17 protein-coding genes are annotated in these 16,383 nt (G+C 67.7%); 5 read left to right on the top strand and 12 right to left on the bottom strand.

Features of this window, described 5'->3' with window-relative positions:
* The first annotated feature begins 80 nt into the window (after window positions 1–80).
* The gene (locus tag AB1I47_RS07750) at window positions 81–986 is read left to right on the top strand and encodes a LysR family transcriptional regulator (protein ID WP_354683191.1); all 906 of its coding nucleotides are present in this window, start codon (window positions 81–83) and stop codon (window positions 984–986) included.
* 4 nt (window positions 987–990) lie between these two features.
* Here AB1I47_RS07750 and AB1I47_RS07745 read toward each other — a convergent pair whose 3' ends face one another.
* Both AB1I47_RS07745 and AB1I47_RS07740 read right to left on the bottom strand, forming a co-directional pair.
* Entirely contained in the window at window positions 991–2,121 is a 1,131-nt protein-coding gene (locus AB1I47_RS07745) for an anhydro-N-acetylmuramic acid kinase (RefSeq protein WP_354683190.1), read from the bottom strand.
* Window positions 2,122–2,132: 11 nt separating this feature from the next.
* Window positions 2,133–3,524 carry a M23 family metallopeptidase gene (locus AB1I47_RS07740; RefSeq protein ID WP_354683189.1) on the bottom strand — a complete coding sequence of 464 codons (1,392 nt, stop codon included), beginning with the start codon at window positions 3,522–3,524 and terminating at the stop codon, window positions 2,133–2,135.
* Window positions 3,525–3,793: 269 nt separating this feature from the next.
* On the opposite strand from AB1I47_RS07740, the gene tyrS reads away from it, so the two are divergent.
* The 4 genes from tyrS (at window position 3,794) to AB1I47_RS07720 (ending at window position 6,939) form a co-directional block, all read left to right on the top strand.
* Window positions 3,794–5,035: a tyrosine--tRNA ligase gene (gene tyrS, locus AB1I47_RS07735; protein WP_354683188.1), complete on the top strand. Its 1,242-nt coding sequence runs from the start codon at window positions 3,794–3,796 to the stop codon at window positions 5,033–5,035.
* Window positions 5,032–5,493 carry a D-aminoacyl-tRNA deacylase gene (dtd, locus tag AB1I47_RS07730; RefSeq protein WP_354683187.1) on the top strand — a complete coding sequence of 154 codons (462 nt, stop codon included), beginning with the start codon at window positions 5,032–5,034 and terminating at the stop codon, window positions 5,491–5,493. Before tyrS ends, dtd begins: the two co-directional genes overlap by 4 nt.
* Window positions 5,494–5,560: 67 nt before the next feature.
* Entirely contained in the window at window positions 5,561–6,208 is a 648-nt protein-coding gene (locus AB1I47_RS07725; protein ID WP_354683186.1) for a YbhB/YbcL family Raf kinase inhibitor-like protein, read from the top strand.
* 56 nt (window positions 6,209–6,264) lie between these two features.
* A complete protein-coding gene (locus AB1I47_RS07720) occupies window positions 6,265–6,939 on the top strand; it encodes a histidine phosphatase family protein (protein WP_354683185.1) in 675 nt (224 codons plus the stop codon).
* A 253-nt stretch (window positions 6,940–7,192) separates the two neighbouring features.
* Here the strand turns inward: AB1I47_RS07720 and AB1I47_RS07715 are convergent, their stop codons facing one another.
* The 10 genes from AB1I47_RS07715 to dusB form a co-directional block, all read right to left on the bottom strand.
* Window positions 7,193–7,918, bottom strand: a complete 726-nt coding sequence (locus AB1I47_RS07715; RefSeq protein ID WP_354683184.1) for a queuosine precursor transporter — start codon at window positions 7,916–7,918, stop codon at window positions 7,193–7,195.
* 175 nt (window positions 7,919–8,093) lie between these two features.
* On the bottom strand, window positions 8,094–8,678 hold the full coding sequence (locus tag AB1I47_RS07710; protein WP_354683183.1) for a BPSL1445 family SYLF domain-containing lipoprotein: 585 nt from the start codon (window positions 8,676–8,678) through the stop codon (window positions 8,094–8,096).
* Window positions 8,679–8,720: 42 nt separating this feature from the next.
* Window positions 8,721–9,323 (bottom strand): hypothetical protein, encoded by a 603-nt coding sequence (locus tag AB1I47_RS07705; RefSeq protein WP_354683182.1) that lies wholly within the window; start codon window positions 9,321–9,323, stop codon window positions 8,721–8,723.
* A gap of 180 nt (window positions 9,324–9,503) precedes the next feature.
* Window positions 9,504–10,562 carry a Holliday junction branch migration DNA helicase RuvB gene (gene ruvB / locus AB1I47_RS07700; protein ID WP_354683181.1) on the bottom strand — a complete coding sequence of 353 codons (1,059 nt, stop codon included), beginning with the start codon at window positions 10,560–10,562 and terminating at the stop codon, window positions 9,504–9,506.
* Window positions 10,563–10,596: 34 nt separating this feature from the next.
* Window positions 10,597–11,178 (bottom strand): Holliday junction branch migration protein RuvA, encoded by a 582-nt coding sequence (gene ruvA, locus AB1I47_RS07695; protein WP_354683180.1) that lies wholly within the window; start codon window positions 11,176–11,178, stop codon window positions 10,597–10,599.
* A gap of 73 nt (window positions 11,179–11,251) precedes the next feature.
* On the bottom strand, window positions 11,252–12,481 hold the full coding sequence (locus AB1I47_RS07690; RefSeq protein WP_354683179.1) for a glycerophosphodiester phosphodiesterase: 1,230 nt from the start codon (window positions 12,479–12,481) through the stop codon (window positions 11,252–11,254).
* Between the two features lie 83 nt (window positions 12,482–12,564).
* Window positions 12,565–13,110: a crossover junction endodeoxyribonuclease RuvC gene (gene ruvC, locus AB1I47_RS07685; protein ID WP_354683178.1), complete on the bottom strand. Its 546-nt coding sequence runs from the start codon at window positions 13,108–13,110 to the stop codon at window positions 12,565–12,567.
* 188 nt (window positions 13,111–13,298) lie between these two features.
* A complete protein-coding gene (gene purH, locus AB1I47_RS07680; RefSeq protein ID WP_354683177.1) occupies window positions 13,299–14,873 on the bottom strand; it encodes a bifunctional phosphoribosylaminoimidazolecarboxamide formyltransferase/IMP cyclohydrolase in 1,575 nt (524 codons plus the stop codon).
* A gap of 22 nt (window positions 14,874–14,895) precedes the next feature.
* Window positions 14,896–15,129, bottom strand: a complete 234-nt coding sequence (locus AB1I47_RS07675) for a Fis family transcriptional regulator (RefSeq protein WP_022533577.1) — start codon at window positions 15,127–15,129, stop codon at window positions 14,896–14,898.
* Window positions 15,126–16,196 (bottom strand): tRNA dihydrouridine synthase DusB, encoded by a 1,071-nt coding sequence (gene dusB / locus AB1I47_RS07670; RefSeq protein WP_354683176.1) that lies wholly within the window; start codon window positions 16,194–16,196, stop codon window positions 15,126–15,128. Before dusB ends, AB1I47_RS07675 begins: the two co-directional genes overlap by 4 nt.
* Window positions 16,197–16,383 lie beyond the last annotated feature (187 nt).

Raw genomic sequence — 16,383 nt, 5'->3', positions numbered from 1 at the left:
GGTGATGGAATTGGAGCCAGTATCGGCAACCGCCAGGGATAGGAAAAGCATATATTTCCTATGTTGCGATATAGGAAATCATGATTGCCTTCTCCTTCCGCCAGCTCGAATACTTTGTCGCCGCCGCCGAGCACGGCAGCATCAGCGCGGCCGCTCGCGCACGCCACGTTTCGCAGCCTTCGGTATCGACTGCGATCGCACAACTGGAAGAGACGCTCGGCGAGCGGTTGTTCCGGCGCGAGGTCAGCCGCGGACTGACGCTGACGCCGGCGGGCCAGAGACTGCTGGGCCGCGCGCGCGACATTCTGGCGCTGGCGGCGGGCATCACCGTCGATGATGCCGGCGAGCGCGGCCTGAGCGGCCAGCTATCGCTGACCTGCTTCCAGGATCTCGGGCCATATTTCGTGCCGCGGCTGCTGGCAGGTTTCCGCGCACGGTATCCGGGCGTGTCGGTAACGCTGTTCGAAGCCGACCTCGCCACCGTGCACCGCGCGCTGCAGGCAGGCAAGGCTGAACTGGCGATGACTTATGACCTGGGCTTCGATGCCCGCACCGAGCGCCGTACGCTGGCACAGCTGGCACCCTATGCGCTGCTGCCTGCGAGCCATCCGCTGGCACGCGGGGGCGATGTGAGCCTGGCAGACCTGGCAACAGAACGACTGATCCTCGAAGACATCCCGCAGACGCGCGAGTACTTCCTGTCGCTGTTCTGGGCGCACGATCTGCATCCGACACTGCACCAGTACACGCAGACCTTCGAGATGCAGCGCGGGCTGGTGGCGCACGGCTACGGGGTGGCGCTGTCGTGCACCCGCCCGGCCGGCGACCACAGCTACGACGGCATGCCGATCGCCTGCCTGCCGCTGCGCGAACCGGTGACACCGCAGCGCGTGGTGCTGGCGCGCTCGCCGGCAATGCGGGCGTCGCCGCTGGCGCAGGCGTTCATGGATTGGGTGGAGGAGGGCGGCGCAGTGCCGCAGGGGTAACCGCTCAGCGCGGATAGATTGCGCCCAGCACGCGCGCCCCGGCGGCGCCGGTCACGGTGGGCACGTTGCCCGGCAAGCGCAGCACGCACTGGCGCGCCAGCCAGGCAAAAGCGATGGCCTCGACCTGCGACACCGGCACGCCGTAGTCTTCGGAAGTCTCGATGGCCACGCCGGGCAGCGCCTGCGCCAGCCGCGCCATGACGAAGCCGTTGCGCGCCCCACCGCCGCAGACGATCAGCCGGCGCGCAGCGGGCGCGTGGCCGCGCACGTCGCGCGCGATCGCCTCGGCGGTCAGCGCGGCAAGCGTGGACTGCACGTCAGCCGGAGCCAGGTGTCGGAACGAGGCCAGGCGGGTATCGAGCCAGCCCGGATGGAACAGGTCGCGCCCGGTGCTCTTGGGCGGCGGCGCGCTGAAATACGGGTCCGCCAGGCATTGCGCCAGCAGCGCCGCATCGACGCGCCCGCTGGCCGCCCAGTCGCCATTGCTGTCGAACGCCAGCCCCTGGTGGCGGTGGATCCAGTAGTCGAGCAGCGCGTTGCCCGGCCCGCAATCGAAGCCGCTGACCGCGCCGCCCGCGGCGGGAAGAATGCTGATATTGGAGATGCCGCCGATATTGCAGGCCACGCGGGTTTCGGCATCGCTGCCGAACAGCGCATGGTGCAGTGCCGGTACCAGCGGCGCGCCCTGCCCGCCGGCGGCGATATCGCGGCTGCGGAAATCCGCGACCACATCGATGCCCGTCAACTCCGCCAGCCGCGCCGGATGCTGGCTCTGGCGCGTATAGCCGATGCCGTCGTACAGGCCCGGCCGGTGGCGGATGGTCTGCCCGTGCGCGCCGATGGCGGCGACGGCATCCGCGCTGACATGCGCCTCGCGCAGCAGCGTGGCCACGCACGCCGCGTAGACCTGCGCCAGCACATTGGCGGCCAGCGCTTCGCGATGGATCTCGTCGGCGCCCGGTTGCTGCAGTTCGGCAAACGCCGCGCGCAGGCTTTCCGGAAAGGGCTGGCTGGCGGCGGCCAGCACCGCCGGGCGCCCCCCGCTGAAATCCACCAGTACCGCATCGGCACCGTCCATGCTGGTGCCGGACATGATGCCGATAAAACGTTCGCTGCCAGTCGCGGCCGGGGTCACGATCAGATGGGTCAGTTGGAGGCGGTCAGCACGTTGTAGGTGCGCAGCGCGTTGATACGGCTGAGCAGCCCGCTGGTGTAGGTCAGGAATTCCTGGCGCGACTTGCCGGTCAGCGCCGGCGATTCCATCAGCGTGATGGTCAGCGGGTTCTGCGGCACGTCGTTGTAGCGGAACTCGTAGTGCAGGTGCGGCCCGGTGGCCCAGCCGGTCGAGCCGACATAGCCGATCAGTTGGCCCTGGCGCACCGCCTGGCCCTGGCGCATGCCGGCAAAGCCGGACAGGTGCGCGTAGTAGGTCGAGTAGCCGTTGGCGTGGTTCAGGATGACGATATTGCCGTAGCCGTTCTGCTGGCCGACAAACTCGACCACGCCGTCGCCGGTGGCGAGCACCTTGGTGCCGGTCGGGGCGGCGAAGTCCACGCCCTTGTGCTGGGCCCAGTCATGGTGCAGCGGATGCGCACGGCCGCCGAAGCCGGACGAGACGCGCGAGAATTCCACCGGCGACCGCAGGAACGGCCGCTTCATGCTGCGTCCGTCGAAGGTGTAATAGGCACCCCCTTCCTTGCTGCCTTCGGGCGCGAACCAAAGCGCCTGGTGCAATTGGTTCCGGTTGATCAGCTCGATCGCGACCACGCGGCCGTTGCGCACGAAGGTGCCGTCGCGAAAGCCGGCTTCGTAGACGATGCGGAAGCGGTCGCCGCTGGCGATATCGTGGTGGAAATCGATGACGCCGGAGAAGATCGACAGCATCTGCTGCACGACCTCGTCGGGCACGTTGGCCGCGTCCATGGCCTTGAAGAAGCCGCCGGCGGAAATCGCGCCCGAGGCCATCTCGTAGTGCACGTCGTTGTCGACGCGCTGGACCTTGGCCTTGTAGATGGCGGCGCTGTTGTCACCGGCCGGGCGCACGCGCTCGATCACCAGCTCGCGCGAGGCCGCGGCGTCGCCGCCGAGGTTGGCCTGCAGCGACACCAGCATATTGCTTTCGTCGATCTCGGCCTGCACCGCCTGGCCGGGGGTCAGGCTGAACAGCCCGCGCGCGGTGGGGTTCTTGACGATAAACGCCTGCGCGTCGGGATCGTCCACGCCCAGGCGCTTGAGCAGGCCGGCAATGGTGTCGCCGCGCTGCATGCGCTCTTCGCGCACGTACACGGCCTCGGAATCGGTAAGCTGTTCGAGCTGCTCGCGCACGTCGGGCATGCGCAGCGCCTGTTGCGTGCGCGGCGCGAGCGGATCGTCAAAGGCGCTGCGCGGTGCGACGCCCATCGCCGCGGCCATGCCGAGCGTGAAGATCGCACCGACGGAGGCCGTCAGTTGCTTGCGCCGCCGCGCATGCTGGGGGTTGGTCGGATCGACGAGAACCACCAGCTCGCGCGCGAAAACTTCGCGGAGTCTGGACCACATCACGTAAAATTCAACCTTGGTCTGAGCACCGCTGCCGGAACGATGTGTCTCGTCTGCCTTCCTCCCCCGAGGTGCGGCGCGTGCTGTTCACTTTTATCGAACGCCTCCATTGGTGCGTAGAATTATTGCTTTGCTACGCTGCTCCAAGTGGCGTGTGGCGCACAGGAAAGGCTTCCGCGGGCGCCGGAGAACGCGGATTATACCAAAGTCCGGCGCTGGCGGCTGTCGGAATCTTTCCTAAAATTTCATGTATTTCAAAGACTTACGTCATGACTGAAAGTTCCACGGGCCCCGCGGCCAAATACCCCCTGACGCCGTCGGTGATGCACGCCCTGGAGGTCTCCAAACGTGGCTGCGACGAACTGCTGATCGAATCCGAGTGGGCGCAGAAGCTTGCCCGCAGCGAGGCCACCGGCGTGCCGCTGCGGATCAAGCTCGGGCTGGACCCGACCGCGCCCGACATCCATATCGGCCATACCGTGGTGCTGAACAAGCTGCGCCAGCTGCAGGACCTCGGCCACCAGGTCATCTTCCTGATCGGCGATTTCACCTCGACCATCGGCGACCCGTCGGGGCGCAACAGCACGCGTCCGCCGCTGACGCGCGAGCAGATCGAGGCGAACGCGCAGACCTACTACCGCCAGGCCAGCCTGGTGCTCGACCCAGCCAGGACCGAGATCCGCTACAACAGCGAATGGTGCGATCCGCTGGGCGCGCGCGGCATGATCCAGCTCGCCGCCAAGTACACCGTGGCGCGGATGATGGAGCGCGACGACTTCACCAAGCGGTTCCGCTCCGGGATCCCGATCTCGGTGCATGAGTTCCTCTACCCGCTGATGCAGGGCTACGACTCGGTCGCGCTGAAGTCGGACCTGGAGCTGGGCGGCACCGACCAGAAGTTCAACCTGCTGGTGGGGCGCGAGCTGCAGAAGGAGTACGGCCAGGAGCCGCAGTGCATCCTGACCATGCCGCTGCTGGTGGGCCTGGACGGCGTCGAGAAGATGTCCAAGTCCAAGGGCAACTATGTGGGCGTCACGGAGGCGCCCAACGAGATGTTCGGCAAGCTGATGAGCATCTCGGACGACCTGATGTGGCAGTACTACACGCTGCTGTCGTTCCGGCCGATGAGCGAGATCGACCTGATGAAGCAGGAAATCGCCGCGGGCCGCAACCCGCGCGACTGCAAGGTGCTGCTGGCGCAGGAGATCGTGGCGCGCTTCCACACCCAGGCCGATGCCGAGAAGGCGCTGGAAGACTTCAACCACCGCGCGCGCGGCGGCGTGCCGGACGATATCCCGGCGGTCAGCCTGACCGGCGCGCCGCTGGGCATCGCGCAGCTGCTCAAGCAGGCCAACCTGGTGCCATCGACCTCGGAAGCCAACCGCAATATCGAGCAGGGCGGGGTGAAGATCGACGGCGCCATCGTCAGCGACAAGGCAACCAGGGTGGCGGCCGGCACCTACGTCGTGCAGGTCGGCAAGCGCCGCTTCGCGCGCGTGACGCTGGCATGATCGCTCTGATCCAGCGCGTGGCGCAGGCCCGCGTGACAGTCGAGGGCCGCACCACCGGCGAGATCGGCGCCGGCCTGCTGGCGCTGGTGTGCGCCGAGCGCGGCGACACCGAGGCGCAGGCCGAGCGGCTGCTGGCCAAGATGCTGTCGTATCGGGTGTTTTCCGACGCGGCCGGCAAGATGAACCTGCCGGTGCAGAACATCGACGGCAACGGCACGCACGGCGGGCTGCTGGTGGTGTCGCAGTTCACGCTGGCGGCCGATACCAACAGCGGCACGCGCCCGAGCTTCACGCCGGCGGCCTCCCCGGAGGACGGCCGGCGGCTGTACGAGCATTTCGTCGCGCAGGCGCGCACCGCGCACCCCGAGGTGCAGACCGGCGAGTTCGGCGCGATGATGCAGGTCAGCCTGGTCAACGACGGCCCGGTCACGTTCTGGCTGCGCGTGCCGCCGGCGTGAGCGGGGCCAGGGCCTGATAGAAATTCGAAGCCCGCGCCACCGCGCGGCATCAAGACAGGAGAGACAAATGAAACTCTGGAGCAAGTCCTTCAACGACAACGCGCCGATCCCCGGCGAGTTTGCTTTCTGCGTGCCGGATGCGGCGAGCCACGTGGCCCTGTCGACCAACCGCAATCCCGACCTGCACTGGGAAGATGCGCCGATCGAGACGCGCTCGTTCGTGCTGATCTGCCATGACCCCGACGTGCCGAGCAAGGGCGACGACGTCAACCAGGAAGGCCGCGAAGTGCCGGCCTCCCTGCCGCGCGTGGACTTCTTCCACTGGGTGCTGGTCGATATCCCGCCCGGCCTGACCTCGATCGCCGCCGGCTCGCACAGCGACGGCGTGATCGCGCGCGGCAAGCCCGGCCCCGAGGCCACCGGCGGCACCGCCGCCGCGGGCGGCCTGCGCCACGGCATCAACGACTACACCGGCTGGTTCGCCAGCGACGCCGACATGAAGGGCGATTACTACGGCTACGATGGCCCATGCCCCCCGTGGAACGACACGCTGCTGCATCACTACGTGTTCACGCTGTATGCGCTGGACCTCGACCGCCTGCCGCTGGAAGGCACCTTCACCGGGGTGCAGGTGCGTGACGCGATCCAGGGCCATGTGCTGGCGCAGGCCAGCCTCACCGGCACCTATACGCTGAACCCGAAGCTGGCGAAATAAAGCCGGGCCGGCGCCGCGCCAACCCGCGGCGCCACCAAGGAATCGAAGGAAACGGCATGTCGCAAAGCCCCGGGCTGCATTCGCTGGCCTATACCCATCTGATCGTGATCCGCCATGGCGAAACGGCCTGGAACCGCGAGCGCCGGCTGCAGGGCCAGCTGGACATTCCGCTGAACGACACCGGCCGCGCCCAGGCGCGCGCGCTGGCCAGTGCGCTGGCGGGCGAGCCGATCGACGCGGTGTATTCGAGCGACCTGTCGCGCGCGATGCAGACCGCGGCGCCGCTGGCCAAGGCGCTGGGGCTGCAGGTCCGCCCCGATGCACGGCTGCGCGAGCGCAGCTATGGCACGCTGCAAGGCAAGACCTATGCCGAGGTGGCCGAGCATTTGCCGGAGGATTTCGCGCGCTGGCAGGCGAGGGTGCCGGACTACGCGCCGCCCGAGGGCGAGTCGCTGCTGGGCTTTCACGAACGCGCGGTCGATGTGGTGCTGGCACTGTCGCGCCGGCATCCGGGCGAGCGCATCGCGCTGGTGGCGCATGGCGGGGTGCTGGATTGCCTGTATCGCGAGGCGACCGGCATGACGCTGGAGGCGCCGCGACAGCATGAGTTGCTCAATGCGAGCGTGAACCGGTTGCGCAGCGACAGTTCGCACCTCACGCTGGCGCAGTGGGGGGATGTCAGCCACCTGGAGAATCTGGCGCTGGATGAGGTGGATCGGCGGGTGCCGTAGGGCGGCTGTGTCCCGAGCACCGCGGGTTTGCTCCCCTCTCCCGCGCGCGGGAGAGGGGCCGGGGGAGAGGGCGAGCGTGTCAAAGGCTGAGGTCAGTGGGTTAAAACCGTTGGCCGCGCTTGATGTGGCTCCTAGCTAGCCCACCCCTCTCCCCAGCCCTCTCCCCCTGAGGGGAGAGGGAAAACACCTTGCTTAGGCCAGTTCGGGCGGCGTTGGCGCACCCAAAACCGCTCTCCTCCTCGAGGCTATAGCTTTACACCCTCACCCTGAACGGCGTGAAGTCGGTATTGCGATCGAAATAATCTTCGTTCTCCGCCCGCTTCAAAAACCCCACCACCTTGTACGTCACCGGCGTCATCACCACCTCCCAGCCGGTCTTCAGCACATACTGCGCCACCGCCACCTGGACCACCTTCTCCAGCGGCCAGATCCCATAGAAGGCAATCACATAAAACAGCGACGAATCCACCAGCTCCCCCGCCAGCGTGGAGCCGATGGTGCGGGTCCACAGCCAGCGCCCGCCGGTCCACAGCTTCATCTTGGCCAGCACGTAGCTGTTGGCGAAGCTGCCGCAGCAGAACGCGATCAGGGAGCCAGAGGCGATGCGCCAGGTGTTGCCGAATACGTCCTGCAGGCTCTTCTGGTAGTCCGCCATGAACGGTGCCACCGGCATGTTCAGCACCACCAGGCTCATGAAGGTGGCGAACGCCAGCGCGGCAAAGCCGGCCCAGACCACGCGCCGGTCGCGGCCGTAGCCGTAGACCTCGGTCAGCACGTCGCCAAAGATGTACGAGATCGGGAAGAACAGCACCCCGGCGCCGAAGGTCACCGTGCCGATCACCGGCAGCGTCACCTGCGCCGCCTTGGCCGCGCCGATCAGGTTCGAGCACAGCAGCACGGTGACGAACGCCACCATGACAAGGTCATAGTAGCGGTAGACGCGCCCGGCGCTGGCCGTGCTGGCGGGTATGGCGGACATGGGGGCTCCCGGTCGGGTGCGCTGGTGCGCAGGGTGTTTTGCGCGCGATTATGCCAGCGAGGGCCGCTTGCTGCCCGCCAGGCCCTGACCAAAAAAAATCCCGGCCGCAGCCGGGTAAGTCGTCCCTGGAGAAGTCAGGTGAGGCCAGGCGCCCGCCGGGCGCCCCTCGCAATCGTCAGATATTCAGCTTGCTGATCTTGGAGCCGTTGAGCGACACGTCGAACATCAGGCCCGCGTTGGTCTGCACGAAACCCACCACCGGTTGCTGCGTGGTCAGCGTGTCAAGCTCGGCGTTGGCGCCAACCTTGGCCACCGCCACGTTGGCATCGACACCCGCGGTCCAGCCGCTGCTTTGCAGGAATTTGTTGTACGCCTCCGGCGTCATGAACATGATCACCACGGACTTGGACTGGCCGCCGGCGGTCAGGCCCACCGAAGCCTGGGCGGTGCTGTAGTAGCCCACGGTCGAGCCGCGCGAGCGCAGCGCGCCCTCGCCGTACTCGCCGCCGACCACCAGCCCCGCCGCGATCACGCGCGGGAATACCAGCACGCCCTGCGCCCGCTGGGCCAGGTCGCGCGAGCCGTTGACCGAGGCGTAGAGCCGGTTCAGCGCGCCGTCGACCCCCGCGTCGATCTCCTTCTTCTTGGCGGCCGGGTCGCTCGAGGCGCGGGTGCCGGTGGTGGTGCAGCCCGCGGCCATCACGGTGGCGACGAGCAGGCCCGATCCGGCAACACGGGTAACAAAATGGCGACGATTCATGGGTAACCTCCTGGTGGAAAACTACCGCGCCGGCGCGGCGGCTCAGTTGGGGGCCGCCGCTGGCGAACTGACCGTGATGGCCACGACTTCGCGGTAGACGACCCTGGCCATCTGGCCGCGCTTGATCTTATTGAGGTCGATCGCCGGGTTCTCGACCTTGACGGTGCGCAACGTCTCGCGCGGGCCGCGGAAGGTGATGAGCTTGCTGGCCGGATCGACCTGGGTGATTTCGGCGGTCACCGTGGTGGTGACCTCGCGCAGGATGCCGGGCTTGCCGCCTTCGGCCGCGCGCGAGGTGCGCTCGGACGACTCGGCCAGCGCGACGGCCTTGCTGTCGAGCGGCTCCAGCGCCGCGACCACGGCGGCGCCGCGCGCCACGGTCAGGATGTCGCCCTTGCGGATCTGGCCGAAATTGCGGACTTCGTCACCGCCGATCAGCTCCACCACGTTGCCGCGCGGGCCCTGCACCAGCACGGCGTTGGTATTGGGATCGATGTCGATGATCTTGCCGCTGATCACGCTTTCTTCCACCATGACGACCGGCGCGGACGCAGGCTGGGCGCAGACGTCATTGGCAAGGCCCGTCACGGCGGTGCCAAGCACAGCGGCGGCAAGGAACGCGGATGGACGGCGGATGCGGCTCATGGCTTTCCTCGGGTTTGGGAACCAGGTCACAACCGCACTGCTTACCGGCCCAGCGCGGTCATCGAGGGGCACCATCCGGTGCCGATAAAACCATTGTGGACAATCGGCCACGGGCCAGCAATCCACTTCGAAAAAATTTCAGAGGAGAAATTAAAACATTTAACTGGCGGCGCGCCGTGCCTACTGGCCGTCGAACAGCTCGCCGGCGCCGCCGGCTTGCGGCGAGGCCAGCCCGAAGTGCCGGTAGGCCGCCGCCGTGGCGACGCGCCCGCGCGGAGTGCGCTGCAGGTAGCCTTGCTGGATCAGGTAGGGCTCGAGCACATCCTCGATGGTGTCGCGCTCCTCGCCAATGGCCGCGGCCAGGTTGTCCACGCCCACCGGGCCCCCGCCGAACTTGTGCAGCACGGCTTCCAGCAGCTTGCGGTCCATCAGGTCGAAGCCGACCCGGTCCACGTCCAGCATGGCCAGCGCGGCATCGGCCATCTCGCGGGTGATGGTGCCGTCGCCCTTGACCTCGGCATAGTCGCGCACCCGGCGCAGCAGCCGGTTGGCGATCCGGGGCGTGCCGCGCGCGCGCCGGGCGATTTCCAGCGCGCCGTGCGGGTCGATGCGGGCATGCAGCAGCTGCGCCGAGCGCGTGACGATGCGCGCCAGCTCCTCCGCGGTATAGAACTCCAGCCGCGCCACGATGCCGAAGCGGTCGCGCAGCGGGTTGGTCAGCATGCCGGCGCGGGTGGTGGCGCCCACCAGCGTGAACGGCTGCAGGTCGAGCTTGACCGAGCGGGCCGCCGGGCCTTCGCCGATCATAATGTCGATCTGGTAGTCCTCGAGCGCCGGGTACAGGATTTCCTCGACGATCGGCGAGAGCCGGTGGATCTCGTCGATAAACAGCACGTCGTTGGCTTCCAGGTTGGTCAGCAGCGCCGCCAGGTCACCGGGGCGCTCCAGCACCGGGCCGGAGGTCTGGCGCAGGCTGACGCCCATCTCGCGCGCGATGATATGCGCCAGCGTGGTCTTGCCCAGCCCCGGCGGGCCGAACAGCAGCACGTGGTCGAGCGCCTCGCGCCGGTTGCGCGCCGCATGCATGAAGATATCGAGCTGGCCGCGCACTTTCTCCTGGCCGACATACTCGTCCAGCAGCTTGGGCCGCAGCGCGCGCTCGTACGCCTCCTCCTGCGACGAGGCGGGGCTGGCGGAGATCACGCGGGCGGGGGCGGCTAGCTTGTCGGTTTCGATCATGGCGGTCAGCGGAAATACCCTGTCATTCTACGCCTCAGCCCTTGGACAGCGCCTTCAGCGCCAGCTTGATGCCCTCGGACACGCCGGTGCCCGCCGGCACCTGCTTGATCGCCAGCGCGGCTTCCTTATCCGAGTAGCCCAGCGCCAGCAGCGCATTGAGCACGTCGACGGCGCTGTCAGGCACCGCCGGCGTGCCCGGCGCATAGCCCAGTTCCGCCCCCAGCTTGCCTTTGAGCTCGAGCAGCAGCCGCTCGGCGGTCTTCTTGCCGATGCCGGGCACGCGCGTGAGCCGCCCGGCTTCCTGCAGCGTGATCGCCTGCGCCAGTTCCGACACGGACATGCCCGACAGCACCGCCAGCGCCATGCGCGCGCCAATGCCGGTGATCTTGATCAGCTCGCGGAAGGTGTTGCGCTCGGCGGCGGTGCCGAAGCCGTACAGCAGGTGCGCGTCCTCGCGCACGATCAGCTGCGTCAGCAGCGTCACCGGCTGGCCCACCGCGGGCAGGTTATAGAAGGTGCTCATCGGCACGTCGACCTCATAGCCGACGCCGTGGCAGTCGACCAGCAGGTGTGGGGGATTCTTCTCGACAAGGGTGCCGGCGATGCGTCCGATCATGGTGTGGTGTGTCAGGTAGGGGATGAAGCGGCCGCAAGTGTACCGCGCGGCCGCTCTGCAGACCCAGCCGGCCTCAGCGCGCCGGCGTATCGACCGCGCGCCGGCCCAGTGCCGGGTCGTCGGTGAAGAAGCCGTCGACGCCGGCGGCGATAAACGCCTGCACCTCGCGCACCATGCCCGCCGGGCTGCGCGTGGCGTCGTCACCGCCGCTCTGCAGCGCCTTCGGCAGGAAGCTGTTTTCCGGGCGGAAGGTGTAGGGGTGGACGAACAGGCCGGCCGCATGCGCGTTGTGCACCACCGCGGTTGGCGCGGCCAGCGCGCCCTGCGCGTCGCGTGGCACCACGTTGCTCTTTTCGGGGCCGATGCCGTCGGCATAGCCGGCCACTTCGCGCAGGCCGGTCGTGCTCAGCATGTCGCCATAGGTGCGGGTGTCGCCCGCCAGCTTCCAGTCGGCCGGACCCTTGTGCGGGCTGCCGACGAGCTGCACCAGCCTGACGTTGGACTGGCCGCGGCCGAGCACGCGGCGCAGCGCGCGCAGGCTGCCGCTCTCGAAGCACTGGATAAACACCGGCGCCTGGCGCAGGTAGGCCTGCGCGCGCACGGCAGCGGCCAGCTTTTCTTCAAGCGGCAGGCCGATGCCGCGGAAGTAGCTCGGGTGCTTCAGTTCGGCATAGATGCCGATGGGTTTGCCGGTGCGCACCGAGGCCTGCTCGGCCAGGCGCACGATCTCGTCGAAGGTCGGCACTTCGAACTGGTCGTTGAGCCGCGCATTGGCCGGACGCAGGCGCGGGATGCGCTCGCGTGCGCGCAGCGTCTTGAGCTCGGCCAGCGTGAAGTCTTCGGTGAACCAGCCGGTCAGGCGCTCGCCATCGATGACCTTGGTGCGCTTGCGCTCGGCAAACTGCGGCAGCTCGGCGACATTGGTGGTGCCGGTGATGTCGTTCTCGTGGCGCGCCACCAGCACGCCGTCGCGCGTCATGACAAGGTCCGGCTCGATCGCGTCGGCGCCGTCCTCGATCGCCTTGGCGTAGGCGGCGAGCGTGTGTTCGGGGCGCAGCGCGCTGGCGCCGCGGTGCGCGATCACCAGCGCCCTGGGTTTCTCCGCCGCGGGTGATGGTGGCGCGCCTGGCGCGGGCGCCGGGGCCGGCGCCACGCGCTTGTGGCGCGGCGCGGTGGCGCAGCCGGCGAGCAGCACGGCGCAGGCGGCCACGGCAGCGGCCGGCAACAGCCATCGTCGGCAAGCAGGGAAGAAGAGGCCGGCGGCGCGCGAGCGCGGCGCGCTCAGTCGGGACTGGCTTGGCATGCGGCGTTCCTGTGGGAAGACGAATGCCCGATTGTAAGAGACGGGGACCGCGCGTGCCCGCGGCCGGCGCTCCACCGACCAACTCAGCCTACCAGCCGGCCGCGCCGCACCCGCATGCCCTTGCGCACCAGCTCGGGCGCCAGCCCCGCCAGCGTGCCCAGTGTATCGCCGCCGTTGGCATGGCAGATCGCCACGCCCAGCGCATCGGCCGCATCGCTGCCGGGCTGACCGGGCAGCATCAGCAGCCGCGTCACCATCTCCTGCACCTGGGCCTTGTTGGCGCGGCCATAGCCGACCACCGCCACCTTGAGCTGCAGCGCGGTGTATTCGAACACCGGCAACCCGTAGCCCACCAGCCCGCAGATCGCCGCGCCGCGGGCCTGGCCGAGCAGCAGCGTCGATTGCGGGTTGACGTTGACGAACACCTTCTCGATCGCCGCGCAGTCGGGCGCATAGGTGCGGGACACTTCGCTGATGCCGTCGTACAGCGTCTTCAGCCGCTCTGGCAGCGCCGAATTGCCGTCGCTCTTGATCGTGCCCGAGGCCACGTAGGCAAGCTTGTTGCCGTGCTTCTCGATCACGCCAAAGCCGGTGGTGCGCAGGCCGGGGTCGATGCCTAGGATTCGCATGGGGTGGGTCGGGTGAATGCCGGTGCTAGTGTATTGCGTTTTGCGCGGGCGTTCGCGCTGGCATGGCCCTGAGAGAGTGGCAAAAGCCAGAAGATGTTTGAGCAACCATTTGGGTGCTCCCTCTCCCGCAGGCGCTTGCCTTTACCGCAGGCGGGAGAGGGGAGCAAACCGGCGGGAACCCGGTGTGCTTAATGCCGGAAATGCCGCGTACCCGTCAGCACCATGGCAATACCGCGCTCGTCGGCCGCGGCAATCACCTCATCGTCACGCACCGAACCACCCGGCTGGATCACGCAGGTAGCACCCGCATCGACCACCACATCCAGCCCGTCACGGAACGGGAAGAACGCATCCGACGCCACCGCCGACCCGGCCAGCGTCAGGCCGGCGTTCTGCGCCTTGATGCTGGCGATGCGGGCCGAGTCCACGCGGCTCATCTGGCCGGCGCCGACGCCCAGCGTCATGCCGCCGCCGCAGAACACGATGGCGTTGGACTTGACGAACTTGGCCACGCGCCAGGCGAACATCAGGTCGTCCATTTCCTTCGGTGTGGGGTGGCGGCGCGTCACCACGCGCAGCTCGGACGGCTGCACGTTCCTAGCGTCCGGGCTCTGCACCAGCAGGCCGCCGCCGACGCGCTTGAAGTCATACTGGTTGACGCCCTTGCCCAGCGGGATTTCCAGCAGGCGCACGTTCTGCTTGGCCGCGAACACGGCACGCGCGCCGGCGCTGAACGCCGGGGCGATCAGTACTTCAACGAACTGCTTGGCGACGGCTTGCGCGGCGGTCTCATCCAGCTCGACGTTGAAGGCGATGATGCCGCCGAAGGCCGAGGTCGAGTCGGTCTTGAAGGCCTTGTCATACGCTTCCAGCGCATTGGCGCCCAGCGCCACGCCGCACGGGTTGGCGTGCTTGATGATGACGCAGGCGGCGCCGGCGGCGGCGTCGAACGACTTGACGCATTCCCAGGCGGCGTCGGCGTCGGCAATGTTGTTGTACGACAGTTCCTTGCCCTGCAGCTGCACGTAGTTGGCCAGCGCGCCGTCCACGGCCTTCAGGTCGCGGTAGAACGCGGCCGACTGGTGCGGGTTCTCGCCGTAGCGCATCTCCTGCACCTTGTCGAAGGCCAGGTTCAGCGTCTGCGGGTAGGCGCTGCGGGCCTGGTGCGACTTGTCGGCACCGAGGCTGGTCAGGTAGTTGGTGATGGCGCCGTCGTACTGCGCGGTGTGCGCGAATACCTTGGTCGCCAGCCGGAAGTTGGTGTCATAGCCGACGCTGTTGCCGTTGGCACGCATTTCGTCGAGCACCACGGCGTAGTCGGCCGGATCGACGATCACCGTCACGTCGCGGTGGTTCTTGGCCGCCGAGCGCAGCATGGTCGGGCCGCCGATATCGATATTCTCGATCGCGTCCGGCAGCGTGCAGTCATCCTTGGCCACGGTCTGCTGGAACGGGTACAGGTTCACCACCAGCAGGTCGATCGTCGGGATGTTGTGTTCGGCCAGCGCGGCCATGTGCTCCGGCAGGTCGCGGCGCGCCAGGATGCCGCCGTGGACCTTGGGGTGCAGCGTCTTCACGCGGCCGTCGAGCATTTCCGGGAAGCCGGTGTAGTCGGCCACCTCCGTCACGGGCAGGCCGCTGTCGGCCAGCAGCTTGGCGGTGCCGCCGGTGGAAAGCAGCGTGACGCCGAGCGCGTTCAGTTCGCGCGCGAAGTCGACGATGCCGGTCTTGTCGGAAACAGAGAGTAGGGCTTGCTTGATCATGGCTGTGGGAGACGCTTCAAATTCAGAGTAAACCGTGCTGCTGCAGTTTCTTGCGCAGCGTATTGCGATTGATGCCCAGGTAGGCAGCGGCCAGTGACTGGTTGCGCTCGGCGCGCAGCATCACGGCCTCGAGCAGGGGCCGTTCGACGGCCTCGAGCACCATGTTGTACATATTGGACGGTTCTTCCCCGTCCAGGTCGCGAAAGTACGTATCCAGGCTTTCCCGGATGCACTGGTCGATAGCGTTGCGGCTCATGCGGCAAGCAACTCCCCGTTTTTGTTGTTGTTCGCTTCGTCTGCTTCGTTGGTGTTCGCTGCGGCGTCGTCGACGTACACCAGCCGGTCCGAGAACTGCGCCTGCTCGTCGAAGAACGCGTTGACCGCCGCCAGTTGCTCGGTGGTGCTCTCCAGCGTGTTCATCCGGTGGCGGAACAGGTTGGCGCCGCGCAGGCCGCGCGTGTACCAGGCGATATGCTTGCGCGCGGTGCGCACGCCGGTGAACTCGCCGTAGAAGGCGTAGTGGTCTTCCAGGTGCGCGTTCATGATGGCGCGGATCTCGGCCACCTCCGGCGACGGCAGCAGCGCGCCGGTCTTCAGGAAGTGTTCGATCTCACGGAAGAGCCACGGCCGGCCCTGCGCCGCGCGGCCGATCATGATCGCGTCCGCGCCGGTCAGCGCCAGCACTTCCCTGGCCTTGTGCGGCGTAGTGATGTCGCCATTGGCGACGACCGGGATCGAGAGCGCTGCCTTGACCGCGGCAATGGTCTCGTACTCGGCCTCGCCGTGGTACAGGTCGGCGCGGGTGCGGCCATGGATGGTGAGCATGCTGATGCCCGCGTCCTGCACCATGCGCGCGATGCGCAGCGCGTTGCGGTTTTCGCGGTTCCAGCCGGTGCGGATCTTCAGCGTGACCGGCACGCGGTCGCCGACGGCGGCGACCACCGCCTCGACGATGCGCACCACCAGCGGCTCGTTCTGCAGCAGCGCCGAGCCGGCGGCCACGTTGCACACCTTCTTGGCCGGGCAGCCCATGTTGATGTCGATGATCTGCGCGCCGCGGTCCACGTTGTAGCGTGCGGCCTCGGCCATCATCGACGGTTCGGCGCCGGCGATCTGCACGGCGATGGGCTCGACCTCGCCGGCATGGTTGGCGCGGCGCATGGTTTTCTCGCTCTTCCACAACTGTGCGTTGGACGCCACCATCTCCGACACCGCATAGCCCGCGCCGAGCTGCTTGCAGAGCTGGCGGAACGGCCGGTCCGTGACGCCCGCCATCGGGGCGACGAACAGGTTGTTGCGGAGTGGATGCGGTCCGATCTGCACGATTGGGCGGTGGTGTGGCGGTTCTGCTGGGCGGGCCGTGGCTGGGGCGCGGTGGGCACCAGGACGGCCGGCCCTGAAACGGAGGACAAAACAGACGAGACGGTAAAACATGCCCCCTGCCGAAACTGCGGCCGGCGGTGGATCGGGACATGTGCGAGGGCAGGATTCTACCGCCAAACGGTCGCCG

The organism is Cupriavidus necator (genome assembly GCF_040578825.1).
GTDB lineage: Bacteria > Pseudomonadota > Gammaproteobacteria > Burkholderiales > Burkholderiaceae > Cupriavidus > Cupriavidus necator_E.
This window is presented reverse-complemented; position numbering and strand designations above follow the sequence as displayed.